The sequence below is a fragment of the Phenylobacterium sp. RIFCSPHIGHO2_01_FULL_69_31 genome (assembly GCF_001824475.1).
In the GTDB taxonomy this organism is placed as follows: domain Bacteria; phylum Pseudomonadota; class Alphaproteobacteria; order Caulobacterales; family Caulobacteraceae; genus Phenylobacterium.
The window spans coordinates 163,145-177,258 of sequence record NZ_MHXN01000032.1 but is presented as its reverse complement, the minus strand read 5'-3'; the positions used below and the strand labels follow the sequence as shown (position 1 = coordinate 177,258).

General features: G+C 69.8%; 11 protein-coding genes. 4 read left to right on the top strand and 7 right to left on the bottom strand.

Annotation, left to right across the window (positions count from 1 at the left end; genetic code table 11):
- Window positions 1-81: 81 nt before the first annotated feature.
- Window positions 82-420 (bottom strand): hypothetical protein, encoded by a 339-nt coding sequence (locus tag A2790_RS17480; protein ID WP_293394123.1) that lies wholly within the window; start codon window positions 418-420, stop codon window positions 82-84.
- A 61-nt stretch (window positions 421-481) separates the two neighbouring features.
- Entirely contained in the window at window positions 482-1,897 is a 1,416-nt protein-coding gene (gene pyk / locus A2790_RS17475; RefSeq protein WP_293394138.1) for a pyruvate kinase, read from the bottom strand.
- 167 nt (window positions 1,898-2,064) lie between these two features.
- On the opposite strand from pyk, the gene A2790_RS17470 reads away from it, so the two are divergent.
- Together A2790_RS17470 and A2790_RS17465 are read left to right on the top strand one after the other, a co-directional pair.
- Window positions 2,065-2,415, top strand: coding sequence for a DUF1428 domain-containing protein (locus A2790_RS17470; RefSeq protein WP_293394120.1), 351 nt, complete (start codon window positions 2,065-2,067; stop codon window positions 2,413-2,415).
- Window positions 2,416-2,575: 160 nt separating this feature from the next.
- Window positions 2,576-4,408 carry a PBP1A family penicillin-binding protein gene (locus tag A2790_RS17465; RefSeq protein WP_293394117.1) on the top strand — a complete coding sequence of 611 codons (1,833 nt, stop codon included), beginning with the start codon at window positions 2,576-2,578 and terminating at the stop codon, window positions 4,406-4,408.
- A 73-nt stretch (window positions 4,409-4,481) separates the two neighbouring features.
- On the opposite strand, the gene A2790_RS17460 is transcribed toward A2790_RS17465, so the two are convergent.
- Window positions 4,482-7,313 carry a TonB-dependent receptor gene (locus A2790_RS17460; RefSeq protein WP_293394114.1) on the bottom strand — a complete coding sequence of 944 codons (2,832 nt, stop codon included), beginning with the start codon at window positions 7,311-7,313 and terminating at the stop codon, window positions 4,482-4,484.
- 151 nt (window positions 7,314-7,464) lie between these two features.
- Here A2790_RS17460 and A2790_RS17455 point away from each other — a divergent pair, with 151 nt between their 5' ends.
- Window positions 7,465-7,785, top strand: a complete 321-nt coding sequence (locus A2790_RS17455) for a helix-turn-helix transcriptional regulator (RefSeq protein ID WP_293394111.1) — start codon at window positions 7,465-7,467, stop codon at window positions 7,783-7,785.
- On the opposite strand, the gene A2790_RS17450 is transcribed toward A2790_RS17455, so the two are convergent.
- Complete coding sequence (locus A2790_RS17450) at window positions 7,782-9,206, bottom strand: mannitol dehydrogenase family protein (protein WP_293394108.1); 1,425 nt, start codon at window positions 9,204-9,206, stop codon at window positions 7,782-7,784. The genes A2790_RS17455 and A2790_RS17450 overlap by 4 nt on opposite strands.
- The gene (locus tag A2790_RS17445) at window positions 9,207-10,691 is read right to left on the bottom strand and encodes an altronate dehydratase family protein (RefSeq protein WP_293394105.1); all 1,485 of its coding nucleotides are present in this window, start codon (window positions 10,689-10,691) and stop codon (window positions 9,207-9,209) included.
- A 132-nt stretch (window positions 10,692-10,823) separates the two neighbouring features.
- On the opposite strand from A2790_RS17445, the gene A2790_RS17440 reads away from it, so the two are divergent.
- A complete protein-coding gene (locus A2790_RS17440; protein ID WP_293394102.1) occupies window positions 10,824-11,876 on the top strand; it encodes a LacI family DNA-binding transcriptional regulator in 1,053 nt (350 codons plus the stop codon).
- An 8-nt stretch (window positions 11,877-11,884) separates the two neighbouring features.
- On the opposite strand, the gene A2790_RS17435 is transcribed toward A2790_RS17440, so the two are convergent.
- The gene (locus A2790_RS17435; protein WP_293394099.1) at window positions 11,885-13,162 is read right to left on the bottom strand and encodes an MFS transporter; all 1,278 of its coding nucleotides are present in this window, start codon (window positions 13,160-13,162) and stop codon (window positions 11,885-11,887) included.
- Entirely contained in the window at window positions 13,140-14,009 is an 870-nt protein-coding gene (locus A2790_RS17430; protein WP_293394096.1) for a 2-keto-4-pentenoate hydratase, read from the bottom strand. The genes A2790_RS17435 and A2790_RS17430 overlap by 23 nt, the downstream gene beginning before the upstream one ends.
- Window positions 14,010-14,114 lie beyond the last annotated feature (105 nt).

The following is a 14,114-nucleotide window of genomic DNA, read 5'->3' as shown; positions in this document are numbered from 1 at the left end:
AGCCCCGCGGAAACGCGGGGCTTTTTTGTTGGCCGGCGATCAGACCGATCGACAGCGCCACGCTAGCGGCCCCCGCGGCCCTCAGCGGCGCGGCGACAGGCCGAGCGGCGCGGGGGTTTCGCGCCTTTCGCGACCCCACAGGGGATCGTCTTGTCCGCTGCGGATCGTCGTCTGGACGTCGCCGAAGCCATAGGTCGTCGTATTCCGATAGACGGACGTGGAGCCCGAAAAGCCTGACGGGCCCCCGGCGGCGGGGCGCCCACCGCCGGCCCACCCGTCCTGCAGGCGAGGCGCGGAGCCATCGGCCGGCTTAAGGTGCTGCGCGGCGTCGCGGCTGGGCGGGGCGGAAGAGATCGTCAGCGCCAAGCAAGGCGTGGCGGCCAGCGCGGCGAGACCGGAGACGAGGGCGAACAGCCGCATGTGATGCTCCTTGATGTCGGCGCCGAGCCTGTGGCCGCGAGGCGTGCGCGTCAAGCGCCGCTCAGGTGACCTGGGCGACGCGGAGCGAGTTGGTGCCCCCGGAGCGGCCGAACGGGACGCCGGCGATGACCACGATCTCCTCGCGCCGCTTGGCGAAGCCGCTCTTCAGGGCGAGCGCCGCGGCCTGGGCCACGGTCTCGGTCATGGTGTGCGCCGTCTCGGACGTCAGGGCATGCACGCCCCACACGAGCGCCAGCCGGCGGGCGGTATCTAGACTTGGCGTCAGCCCGAGGATCGGCACGTCGGGACGCTCGCGGGCGATCCGCATCGCCGTGCGGCCCGACAGGGAAAAGGCCGTGACCGCCTTGGCGTCGATCGTCTCGGCGACCTGGCGCGCGGCGGCGCAGATGGCGTCGCCCGCCGACTTTTCCGGCGTCGGGCGCATGGCGGCCCGGGCGGCCTTCAGGTCATCGTCGTCCTCGGTGCGGGCGATGATGCGATCCATCATCCGGACCGTTTCGACCGGATACTTCCCAGTGGCGCTCTCCGCCGAGAGCATCACCGCGTCGGCCCCGTCGAAGACGGCCGTCGCGACGTCGGACGCCTCCGCCCGGGTGGGCGTCGGGTTCTCGATCATGCTCTCCATCATCTGGGTCGCCACCACCACCGGCCGACCGTAGCGATGGGCGGCGCGGATCAGGCGCTTCTGGATCAGCGGCACGTCCTCGGCCGGCAATTCGACACCCAGGTCGCCGCGGGCCACCATGATGGCGTCCGACAGGCGCAGCACCTCGTCGATCGAGGCCAGCGCCCCCGGTTTTTCGATCTTGGACAGGATGAAGGCGCGGTCGCCGACCAGCTCGCGCGCCTCGGACACGTCTTCGGGACGCTGGACGAACGACAGGCCGATCCAATCGCAGCCATGTTCGAGGGCGAACGCCAGGTCCGAGCGGTCCTTCTTGGTGAGCGCCGGAATGGGCAGGGTCAGCCCCGGCAGATTCACACCCTTGTGGTCCGAGAGCCGGCCCCCGGCGATCACCCGCGTGTCCAGGAACTCCGGCGTCTGGCGCGTCACCTCGAGGCGCACCCGGCCATCGTCCAGCAGCAGCACCGAGCCCGGGCTGGCGGCCGTCATGATTTCCGGGTGCGGCAGTTGCACCCGCTGGCCATCGCCCGGCCGCTCCTGCAGGTCGAGGCGAAGGGTCCGGCCCCATTGCAGAACGACGGCGCCCCCGGCGAAGCGGCCCACGCGCAGCTTGGGCCCCTGCAGGTCGGCCAGGATGCCGATCGGCCGGCCGGTCTTCTTCTCCACCTTGCGGATCCGCTGGATGACCTCGGCGTGGCCCTCCTGGGCGCCATGGCTGAAGTTCAGGCGGAAGACGTCCGCGCCCGCGCGAAACAGCTCCTCGAGCCGCTCGGGACTGGAGGACGCCGGCCCGATCGTGGCCACGATCTTCACCCGCCGGCGCCGTCGGATCGCTTCAGCCACGCGGTTTCCTTTTCTGTCCCCGAATCCAGGTCCGTAACCTTACGTCACGGGCATCTGCCAGCAAGGAACCGCCGGCGAAACATTCTGTTTCGCGATGTCGGACATTCGCCGCGTTCTGCGTCCTAGGATCAAGTCACAACGGATGGAGGATCCCGATGCCCTACGTCGATGGTTTCGTGCTCGCGGTGCCCAAGACCAATATCGAGGCTTACAAGGCCATGGCTCGGACGGCGGGCGACGTGTGGATGGAGCACGGTGCGCTCAGCTACGTCGAGACGATTGGCGACGACGTGCCGTACGGCGAACTGACGTCGTTCCCCCGCGCCGTCCAGGCGAAGGACGACGAGGTGGTCGTGTTCTCGTGGGTCACCTATGCCGACCGCGCGACGCGTGATGCGGTGATGGCCAAGGTCATGGCGGACGAGCGCCTGAAGAGCCCCGACCAGATGCCGTTCGACGGTAAGCGGATGATCTTCGGCGGGTTCCAGAGCTTCATGGAGCTCTGAAGGCCGAGGCCGGCCGTGGAGGCGGCGTGCAGACGGCGTCCGGTTGCCGCGCAGCCGCCTCCATTACCGCGAATTATGTTGGCCCCACCGGCGGGGCGGGACACACAAGAGCCGCAAGGGCGGGCTTGAGGGAGCTTCGCCCTGAGGAGCTGCCTGAGCCTTGCTGTCCCTTCTCGCCGCTTCGTCCCTGCAGTTCGCGCAGGCGCCCGAGTTGCCGCGCATGCCGCCGATCGAGCGGGCGCCGCAGATCACCTACCTCGACCGCAACGGCGGACAGATCGGCGTACGCGGCGGGCGGTATGGGCTGCCCGTGGACGTCGGCAAGCTGCCTGCCCACGTGCCGGCCGCCTTCGTCGCCATCGAGGACCGGCGGTTCTACGAGCACACCGGCTTCGATCCGCGGGGCATAGCGCGGGCCGTGGTGGCGGGGCTGAGCGAGGGGCGGGCGACCCAAGGCGCCTCCACGATCACCCAGCAGCTGGCCCGCAATCTGTTCCTGACCCAGGAGCGGACGCTGGAACGCAAGGCGACAGAGCTGGTGTACGCGGTCGAGCTGGAGCGCACCTACAGCAAGAAGCAGATCCTCGGCCTCTACCTCAGCCGCGTCTATTTCGGCGCCGGGGCCTACGGGTTGGAGGCGGCCGCCCAGCGCTATTTCAACAAACCGGCGGCGAAGCTCTCGATCAAGGAAGCCGCCATGCTGGCCGGCGTCCTGAAGTCGCCGAGCGGCTATAATCCGGTGGACCAGCCCGAGCGATGCCTGGAGCGAGCCAACCTGGTGCTGGCCGCCATGGTCGAGACCGGAGCGATCACGCCCGCGCAGCGTGCCAAGGCCGCGGCCCAGAAGCCGAAAGTCTGGAAGACGCCCCCGGCGGGCCCGTCGCAATACTTCGTGGACTGGGTGGATGGCGAGGTGCGCCGGATGGTCCCGAAGCTGACCCGCGATCTCGTCGTCGAGACGACCCTGGACCAGACCATGGAGCGTGCGGCGGGCGAGGCGGCGCGCAGCGTCACGGCCCGCTACAAGGCGCAGTCGGCCGAGCAGGCGGCGATCGTGGCCATGGACGGCTCGGGCCGGGTGAGGGCGCTGGTCGGCGGCACGGACCACGCGGCCGCGCCGTACAATCGCGCCGTCAGCGCACGGCGGCAGGCGGGGTCGGCCTGGAAGCCGTTCGTCTATCTGACCGCCCTGGAGCAGGGGCGTACGCCCGAGACGCCGGTGATCGACGAACCGGTGACGATCAACGGTTGGACGCCCAGCAACTATGAGGTGGGCAACTATCTGGGCCCGATCACGCTGGAGACTGCGCTGGCCAAGTCGGTCAATACGGTGGCTGCGCGCCTGGCCGACGAGGTGGGTCGCCCGCAGGTGGCGGCGACGGCCCGCCGCATCGGTATCGCCTCGGCCGTGAACACCGATCCCGCCATGTCGCTCGGCACGACGCTGGTCTCCCCGCTGGAGATGACCCAGGCCTATGCGGCGTTCTCGAATGGCGGCGCCCGGGTGCAGGCCTATGGGATCGAGCGCATCCGGCAGGGCGGGACAGTGATCTACCAGAAGCGGCCGCCCGCGCCCGTCCAGGCGGTCGCCAACCCCGCGCTCAGCGACCTGAACCGGATCCTGCGGACGGTGATGGTCTCCGGCACCGGTAGCCGCGCCGTCGTGCCGGGCTACGACCTAGCGGGCAAGACGGGGACGACCTCCGACTACAAGGACGCCTGGTTCTGCGGCTACACGGGCGGGTTCGCAGCCTGCGCCTGGATGGGGCGCGACGACGCCCGCCCCATGGGGCGGATCAGCGGGGCGACCGCGCCGGCCGAGATGTGGCGCAGCTTCATGACCACGGCGCTGAAGCGTGTTCCGGCGCAGGCGATCCCGCCCGGCCCGCCCGCGCCCGTGCCGACCCCACCCGTGGAGGTGGCGACGACGCATGTGGAGGAGGCGCCGCAGCCGGCCCAGGCGGCCCCGCCTACCGAGCCGCCGACGGACTGAGCGGCGACAAAAAAGGCCGGGCGAAGGATCGCCCGGCCTGTTCTGCTTCCAAGAGCCGTTGCGGCTTTCGAGACTACATCCGATAGCGGACGCCGAAGATGATCGTGCGGCCGAAGTGGTTGTTCTCGTACGCGCGGTTGGCCTCCTTATCGACGTAGCGGTCACGGTAGTCGTCGGTCAGGTTGATCCCCTCCAGCGACAGCTCGAGCTGCTCGGTCACGCGATACTTCACCGAGGCGTCGACGTTCACCGACGAGTTGTAGCCCTCGAAGATGTTGCCGGTGCCGCTCGCGTTGTCGACGAAGCCCGAGCGATAGGCGATCGAGGCGCGGGCGCTGAACTTGCCCTCTTCGTAGTAGAGGGTGGCGTTGTAGGCGCGCTTGGCCAGGCCATAGAGCGTTGAGTCGACGTCGGTGCCCGGCAGGGCGCCGCCCGGCGTCGTTGCCGGACCCGAGACGCGATAGGTGACGTTAGAGTCCACGAAAGTGGCGTTCGCGATGCCGCCGAAGTTGGCCCAGAAGCCCGGCAGGAAGCTGAACGGCGCCTGGATGGCCAGTTCGACGCCCTTCAGGCTGCCGCCGCTGCCGTTCTCGATCGAAGAGATCGTCCAGGCTTGTCCCTCAGGGTTCGACGCCGCCGGCGAGCTCGGGTTGATGATCGAGGTCGGGAGGCCGGTGGAGGCGAAGGTGCCGGTCCGCGTGACGCCCAGGGGGAAGGACTGGATATCCTTCTTGAAGAACGCGACGGACGCCAGCGCCTGGGGCGCGAAGTACCATTCCAGGCCCACGTCGTAGGCCTTCGCCCGGAACGGATCCAGGTTCGGGTTGCCGAAATTGACGCGGTAGTTGAAGCCGTCGACGGTGCCGCCCGGCGTCAGGTTACCGAGGTTCGGCCGGGTCATCACCTCGGACGCCGCGGCGCGGATGATGATGTCCTCGGTGGGGAAGATGGCGAGGTTCACGGCCGGAAGCCAGTCGTGATACTTGCGCTTCACCGTAACGGCGACGCCGTTGTTCAGGCCCGTGGAGGACTGGTCTGTCTCCATGTAGCGGAGACCGGCATTGGCCGCGAAGCGCAGGCCGGCGATCTCGCCCTTGAAGTTCCCCTGCACGAACCCGCCGGTGTCTTCCTCGCGCACCGAGCGGATGTTGCCGGCGTCGATGGCGGCGGTGCGGCCATAGAGGCCCGTCAGGTTCGCGGCGGCGTCGATGTCCGGCACGATCCAGGTCGTGGTGGTCCCCGACGGCTGACCGGCGCTGCCCAGGTTCACGGTCCGGCTCAGCGCCGAGGTCGCGCGATAGCCGTAGACCGCGTTGGCGCCGAACACGCTGGAGGGCGTGCAGGTGATGGTTCCGAGCACCACGTCCGGTCCCGCCGTCGTGCGGGTCGGGCAGACGACGGTGTCGCGGGTGTAGGCCTCCAGGTCGAAGTCGAAGCGGCGGTAAACGGCGCCCGCGACGATCTGAATGCCGTCCGTGAGGTCCCACTCGACGTTGCCGGACAGGGTTTTGAACTTGTTGGTGTTGTTCGATGGCCGGTCGCGCAGCTCGGAGAGCTGGAAGTTCGCAGGATCGGTCACGCTGGTGCCGAAGGTGAGGAGCGGGCTGCGGGAGTCCGTATAGTCGTAGCGGTAGCCCGCCGCGTCGCGATCATCGAACACGAAGGTCGTTTCGACGGGGATGTCGGCCGCCGACTTCGAGATACCGGCCAGCAGGGTTCCCCGGAAGTTGTCCGTGAACTCGTGCGTGGCGTTGACGCTGAACTGGTAGAATTCGGTCTCGGACTTGCGCAGGTAGTTCTCGGTCCGCACCCAGGCGTCGTCGAACGTGCCGGCGACGATGTCGTTGGTGGTGGGATCGATGGTCAGATTCCGCGCGTCGATCGAGCGCTCGTTGGAGCGGAACAGGACCTCTGCCCACTGCTCGGTGCGCGTCTCGCGGAACCGCGAGTAGAGGCCGTCCAGCGAGACCTTGGTGCGTTCGGTCGGCGCCCACTGCAGGCTGCCGGTGAGGCCGATCCGCTCACGATCGTGGCCCACCTTGCCATAGCGCGGGATCCGGGGGTGGAACGCCAGGGCGGCGGCGTTGCAGCCGGCGCTCGGCACATAGGTCCCGCCGCTGTTTGGCGTCGTGAAGCAACGGACGCCGTCGACCGAGTCAAACCGCGCCTGCGCCCAGCGGACGGTGTTGTTGCCGAGCTCTAGCGTGTTGTTCTGGGTGTAGGCGGCCGAGAGCGAGGCGCCGAAGACGCCGTCCTCGGAACGCCACGCCACCAGGCCGGCCAGTCGCGGCCCGATGTCGTCACTGAGGTCGTTGTACTGGCCCTGGGCCGAGGCCACGAAGGTCAGGCCGTCCTTGCCGGCGAGGGGGTTGCCCGTGTTGAGGTCGACCACGGCGCCCAGCGAGCCCTCGTCGAGCGAGGCCTCGGCGGTCTTGTGAACGACCAGGGAGTTGAAGAGCTCGGAGGCGAAGACGTTGAAGTCGAACGCCCGCTCACGGTTGGGGCTGGCCCCGTCGGTCGAGGTGGCGATGGCCTCGAGGCCGTTGACGCGGACGCGCGTGAACTGGCCGGAGAGGCCGCGAACCGTGATGGCCCGGCCTTCGCCGCCGTCGCGCTGGATCGAGATGCCGGGAATGCGCTGCAGCGACTCGGCGAGGTTCTGGTCCGGGAACTTGGCGATATCCTCGGCGACGACCACGTCGACGGAGGAGACGGCTTCGCGCTTCACATTGATCGCGGCGTCGAGCGATTGCCGGAAGCCGGTGACGACGATCTCGTCGACCTCAGCCGGCTCGGCTACCGGCGCCGTCTGAGCGGCGGCTTGGCCCGCAACGCTCACGCCCAGGGCCAGAATGGACGCGCCGCAAACCAGCTGGCGCAGGCGGATGTCGCCCGGTCGCATCATAGATACCTCCCCTGCCACGGAAGCTACGCCCCCGGGTGACCGTCCTCGCGGCCTTGTTGTCCTCGGCCGGCGCACGTTGCCATGACACCGGTGTCATATTAGCCTGGAATCATGCGCTCCGATTTGGAACCAATCCAGGCGTGGAGGGAACATGCCTTTGGCTGACACCGGTGTCAACATCATGACGGCGTCACTTGCCCGGACGCCCAGACGCCCGAACCCCGTGTTCTCCGACGAGTACGAGGTCGTGCGCGCCGTACTGATCGGCGCCCGCCGAGAGGCGGGGCTGAGCCAGCGCGCCCTGGCCGCGCGCCTGGGCAAGACGGGGTCGCACGTGGCGATGATCGAGCGGGGCCAGCGCCGTGTCGACCTGCTGGAGTTCTGCCGCATCGCCGACAGTCTGGGAGTTTCGGCCGACGCGCTGGTCTGCCGGATCGCCGAGCGGCTGGGCGCGCTGAAACGCGCCGCCTAGAGCTTGAGCGCGGCTTCCAGGTCGGCGTAGGCGTGGGCCGCGGCGCTGCGGAACGGGTGTTGCCCGACGAGCGCCGGCGGAAAGACGCTCTCCAGCGCCAGGAAGCGGTCCACGTCCGCGTCCGAGCCATCGCAGGATGCAGCGACCGCCGCCAGGGTGTCGGCCAGAGGGTCGACCAGGGCGGCGCCGGCGCGATGCTGGCGGACCACGAAGCGCATCCAGGCGGCGACGCCCACCGCCAAGCGGTCCACCGGACGGCCGGCCGCCAGGGCTTCCGAAGCCGTTTCCAGCAGGCGGAAGCGCAGCTTCTGGGAACCGTCCCAGGCGATCTGGGACAGCCTGTGGACGATGGCGGGGTTGCGGAATCGGGTCAGCACCTCGCCGACATAGGCGGGGACATCGAGTTCCGGAGCGTCGAGGCTGGGCGCCACGTCCTGGCGCATCATCCGTTCGACGAAGCTGGCCAGACGCGGGTCGCCCATGGCGCCGGACACCGTCTCGTGGCCGAGGTCCAGCCCGGCGTAGGCCAGGGTGGAGTGGGCGCCGTTCAGCAGGCGCAGCTTCGCCCGCTCGAAGGGCGCGACGGCGCGGGCGACAGTGACCCCGGCGCGCGCGAACAGGGCAGCGTCGGCGCCCAGGCTGTCTTCCACGACCCATTGGACGAAGCGCTCGCGCTGGACCGGCCAGGCGTCCGTGAGGCCGAGCGCGGCCGCGACCTGCTCGCGCAGGGCGTCGTCGGTCGCCGGGGTGATCGAATCGACCATGCTGCACGGAAAGGCGGCCTTGGCCTCGATCCACGCCGCCAGGTCGACCTCGCCGCGCGCTTCGGCGAAGCGGATCACGCCGCGCCGCAGCTTCAGGCCGTTGTCCGAGAGGTTGTCGCAGCTGATCGTCGTGAACGGCGGCCGGCCGGCGGCTTTGCAGCGACGCAGCGCCTCGGTGATCCAGCCCACGAGACTCACGGGCCGACCGGGCGTTTCGAGGTCGCGGCGGATGTCGGGGTGACCGAGGTCCAACTCGCCGCCGGTCGTCAGGCAGTAGCCCTTCTCGGTCACGGTCGAGGTCACGTAGCGCGCTTGGTCGAGCCGGGCGAACACGGCCTCCGGATCCTCCGGCGCCACCAGCACCTCCGCGATGGAGCCGATGACCTGCACGGCCGGGTCGGCTTCCTTCTCCGCCAGGGCGTAGAGGCCGTTCTGCGGGGCGAGGGCGTCCCGGACATCCGGGCTGCGCAGGGATACGGCGCAGATGGCCAGGTCCGGCTGCCAGGCCAGCATCCGGTCGAAGTACCAGGCCTGGTGCGCGCGGTGGAACGCGCCGGGGCCGAAGTGGACGACGCCAACACGGGTGGCCGTCCGGTCATAGGCGGGGGTCCGGACGGGCGCGCGGACCTGCGCGAGGGTGAGGTTCGAGAGACGCATCTAGAGGGTGACGCCGCGCTTCCAGAGGGCGATCTCGCGCTCCCCGTTCTCTTCGGCGCGCGTCGGTTGCCCGGAGGCCGTGGCCAGGACGAGGTCCATCAGCCGGTCGGCGGCGGCCTCGACGCTCTCGCCGGCGACGATGCGGCCGGCGTCGAAGTCGATCCAGCGCGGCTTGCGCTGGGCCAGGCCCGAATTGGTGGCGATCTTGAGCGTGGGAGCCGGGAAGCCCAGCGGCGTGCCGCGGCCGGTGGTGAACAGGATCACCGTGGCTCCGGCGGCCGTCAGCGCAGTGGATGAAACGGCGTCGTTGCCCGGCGCTTCCAACAGCACGACGCCCCGCGCGTGCGCCTGGCCCCCATAGCGCACGACCTCGGTCACCGGACCACGGCCGCCCTTCTGCACGGCGCCCAGTGACTTCTCCTCGAGGGTGGTGATGCCGCCCTCGATGTTGCCGGGGGAGGGGTTCTCGCTGACCGGTTCGCCATGGCTCAGGAAGTAGCCCTTGAAGTCGTTGACCACGGCGGCGACGTCCTCGAACACCTCGCGGTCGGTGGCGCGGGCCATCAGCAGGCGTTCGGCGCCGAAGATCTCGGGGATCTCGGTGAGGATCGTGGTTCCGCCCGAGCCGCACACCTGGTCGGCGATGCGCCCGACAAGGGGATTGGCGGTCAGTCCGGAGAAGCCGTCGGACCCGCCGCACTTCACCCCGAGGACGAGGTCCGAGACGGGGCAGGGCTCGCGCCGGTCGTGCTCGGCGACCGCCACCAGTTCCCCGACGGCCGCCAGGCCTTCCTCGATCTCGTCGCCGGCCGACTGGGCCGTGAAGGCGCGCAGGCGGGAGCGGTCCAGGTCGGGGGCGGCGTCGAGCAGCGCCTGCAGCTGGTTGCTCTCGCAGCCGAGGCCCAGGATCAGCACGCCGCCGGCGTTGGGATGCCCCGCCAGGGCTGCGATCATCGTGCGGGTGGCGTCGAGGTCGCCGCCGAGCTGGGAGCAGCCGAGCGGGTGGGTGAGGGCGTGCACGCCGTCGACCCTGCCGCGGAACCGGCGGTCGGCGGCCTCCGCGATCTTCTGCGCCGTCCGCGCCACGCAGCCCACCGTGCACAGCACCCAGATCTCGTTGCGGACGCCCACCCGGCCGTCCGCGCGGCGATAGCCCTGAAAGGTGGCGGGCGAGGGGGGCGGCAGCGTCTCGGCGGGGGCCGGCTCGTAGGCATAGGTCTCCACGCCCGCAAGCGCCGTGGCCAGGTTGTGGCTATGGACGTGGGCTCCCGGCGCGATGGCCTGGGTCGCCCGGCCGATGGGCCAGCCGAACTTGCGCACCGGCTCGCCGGCGGCGATCGCCCGCAGCGCCACCTTGTGTCCGGCCGGGATGTCTCGCGCAGCGACGACGCCGTCCGCGACCCGATCCCCAGCCGCGACCGGACGCAGGGCGACCGCCACGTCGTCCCGCGGATCGATCACGAGGGTTGCGGAAAGGTCGCTCATCGCGCGATGGTAACCGGTGTCATCCAAATCTCAAGCTTGGCCGGCTTGCAGTTGCGGCCCGGCGCAGGCCAGGGAATATGGATAGCGCGCTGCGCGTTCGAAGGATCGGTCCGACTGCCCGTGAAGCCTCCTATGAGCAAACCGCGCGCGCCTGAGGACGGGGGCGTGGAGTCGCGCCGCCGGCCGACCATCAACGACATCGCGCGCCTTGCCGGGGTTTCGAAGAAGACGGTCTCGCGGGTCATCAACGCCTCGCCCTTCGTGCGCGCCGACACCCGCGAGCGGATCGAGGCGGTTATCGCGGAGCTGGGCTATGCGCCGGATCCCCAGGCCCGGGGCTTGGCCTATGGCCGCGCCTTCCTGATCGGCCTAGTCTACGACAACCCCAACCCGCAATACGTCGTGAACATGCAGCTCGGCCTGCTCGACGGCATGAAGGGCTCGGGGTTCGAACTGGTGGTCCATCCCTGCGATCGCGCGAGCCCAACGTTTCTGGACGACCTGCGCAGCTTCGTGGAACGGCAGCGGCTGTTCGGCGTGGTGCTGACCCCGTCGGTCTCCGAGGACGAACGGGCCGCGGCCCTGATGGCCGAGATCGGCTGCGCCTATGTCCGCGTGGCCTCGGTCAGCTTGGACCGGCCGGAACACATGATCGAGACCCGCGACCGGCTGGGCGGTCGCGAGGCGGCGGCGCACCTGGCCGAGCTGGGCCATACGCGCATCGCCTTCGTCTCGGGCCCCCCGACCTTCCGCTCGTCGCACGAGCGGCGCTCCGGCTTCGAAGAGGCGCTCGAGGAGCGGGGCCTTCACCTGGCGAAGGCCTACGCGGTGGAGGGCGCCTATACCTACGAGTCCGGGATCGAGCGCGGCCGCGAACTGCTGGCCATGTCGCCCCGCCCGACGGCGATCTTCGCCGGTAACGACGAGATGGCCGCCGGCGTCCTGCAGGCGGCGCGCCAGGCGGGACTGCGGGTGCCGGAGGATGTCTCGGTCATCGGCTTCGACGACTTCCAGATCGCCTCGCGGCTATGGCCGACGCTGACCACTGTCCGCACCCCGACCCGCGAGATCGGCCGTCTGGCCGTGGAGCGGCTGATGGGCCGCGACGACGATGGACGCGATCCCAAGAGCCGCCTGCCGTCCCTGGTTGTGCGGGACTCCACCGGAGCCCCGCCGAACGACTGAGCCGCGCCTCAGAGCTTCACCGGCTCCATCTTGGGCGTCAGCAGGTGCACCACCAGCAGCGCCAGCAGATAGGCCGAGGCGGCCAGGATGAAGATGGGCGTATAGCTGCCGATCTGCTCCAGGACGTAGCCGGCGTACTTCGACATCGCCATGCCGCCGACGGCGCCGACCATGCCGCCGATGCCAATGACCGAACCCACCGCCGAACGGGGGAAGACGTCGCTGGGCAGGGTGTAGAGGTTGGCCGAGAAGCCCTGGTGGGCCGCCGTCGCCACCCCGATGATCAACACCGCGACCCACAGGTTGGAGGCCATGGCGGCGCCTGCGACCGGAACGGCCAGCAGGGCGCAGATTAGCATGGTGGTCTTGCGGGCCCGGTTGATCGACCAGCCCATCTTCATGAACCGCGACGACAGCCAGCCGCCACCCACGCTGCCCACGTCGGACAGCAGGTAGATGGCCACCAGGGGCGGACCGAAGGTCTTCAGGTCCAGACCGTGGCGCTTGCCGAGGAAGTCCGGCAGCCAGAACAGGAACATCCACCAGATCGGGTCGATCAGGAACTTGCCGATCGCGTAGGCCCAGGTCTCGCGGTAGCCGAGCAGGCGGGTCCACTTCACCTTCTCCACCGGATCCGGCGGGTCGCTCTCGATGTGGGCCAGTTCCGCCGCCGAGACCTTCTTGTGCTCACGGGGCCGGCGATAGACCAGGAGCCAGATCGGCAGCCAGATCAGTCCGAGCAGCCCCGTAACGATGAACGTCATCTGCCAGCCGAACGCCAGGGTGAGGCCTGGGATCAGGAGGGGGGTGACGATCGCGCCGATGTTGGTGCCGGCGTTGAAGAGGCCTGTGGCGAAGGCGCGTTCCTTCTTGGGGAACCACTCGGCCACCGCCTTGATCCCGGCCGGGAAGGCGCCGGCCTCGCCGAGGCCCAGGATAACGCGGCTGGCGATGAAGCCGCCGAAGCCGCGGGCGCCGGCCGTGGCCATGTGGCCGATCTGCCAGATGAGGAACGCGATGCCGAAGCCCCACCGGGCCCCGATGCGGTCCATGATCCCGCCCCAGGCGAGGTAGGCCACCGCGTAGGCGGCCTGGAAGTAGAGGACGAGGTCCGCGTAGTCCGTCTCGCTCCAGCCGAACTCGGCGGTCAGGTCGGCCTTCAGGAGGCCGATCGTCTGGCGGTCGACGTAGTTGATGACCATCGCCATGAAGAGCAGGGCGACGACCACCCAGCGGTAGCGGCCCATGGCGGCGGGGGGAGCGTCAGTCCGCGCGGCGGTGGTCATGGGTCTCTCCTCCAGGACCTTCGGTCGGAACGGCGGGAACCGCGAAGCAGCGGATCTCGTTCAGGTCGCCGAAGGTGATGCGGGCCGTTTGTCCGACCTCGATGTCATGAATGCCGCTCGCCGCGCCGGTCGTCACCAGCTGGCCGGCTTTCAGCGGGCGGCCGCGGGCGGCGCAGGCGGCCAGCAGGAAGGCCAGCGAGCCCGGCGGGCCGCCAGGGATGGACTCGGGCGAACCTTCGCCGACGAGCTGCCCTTCGACATAGGCGTGGCAGGGCGGGATCAGGTCGGGGCGCTCGCGCCACCCGGGCACGGCGCGGCCCAGGATCAGGCCGGCGTTGTTGCCGAAATCGGAGGCGACGATCCGAGGCCCCAGGACGTTGATGGTGGCGAGCGGGCTGCCGGCGAATTCCACCCCGACAAGGAGGTCGCCGACGTAGTCCAGCGCCTCCTGCGGCGTCCACTCCAGCTTGTCGGCCGGCGCGTCGCGCCCCATGCGATAGATGTACTCGGCCTCCACCGCCGCGAAGCCGCCCGGGATGACGGGCAGGGGCGTGGGGTTGGCGGCGTCGGCCTGCCAGACGTTGCGCGCGAACACCGGGCCCATGACCCGTTGGGCGTTGAGCTCCGCCTGCAGCTCCAGCGGAATGCGGCCGACCTTCCAGCCTGCGACCTGGTCTGGCCACAGGCCGATAGCCTGTTCCTGGACCTGGTAGCCGGCGTCCATGTCCGTGGGCAGCGGGCCGGGGAAGTCGGGCAGCGCGCGCGCGCCGAGGCGCGCGTCAACGAACTGGCGCGCGACGGCCGGCGGGTCAAACGCGGTCGCGGCCTTCGCCGCCGGAACGGTCACTTGCTTCTTATCCTCCGGCCGGTCCGTCTCGAAGGACTTAGCGGCGCTGTTCTCTTCCTTGGGCCAGGACTCCCTGGCCGGGTCGGCTGCACATTGTGCGAAGAG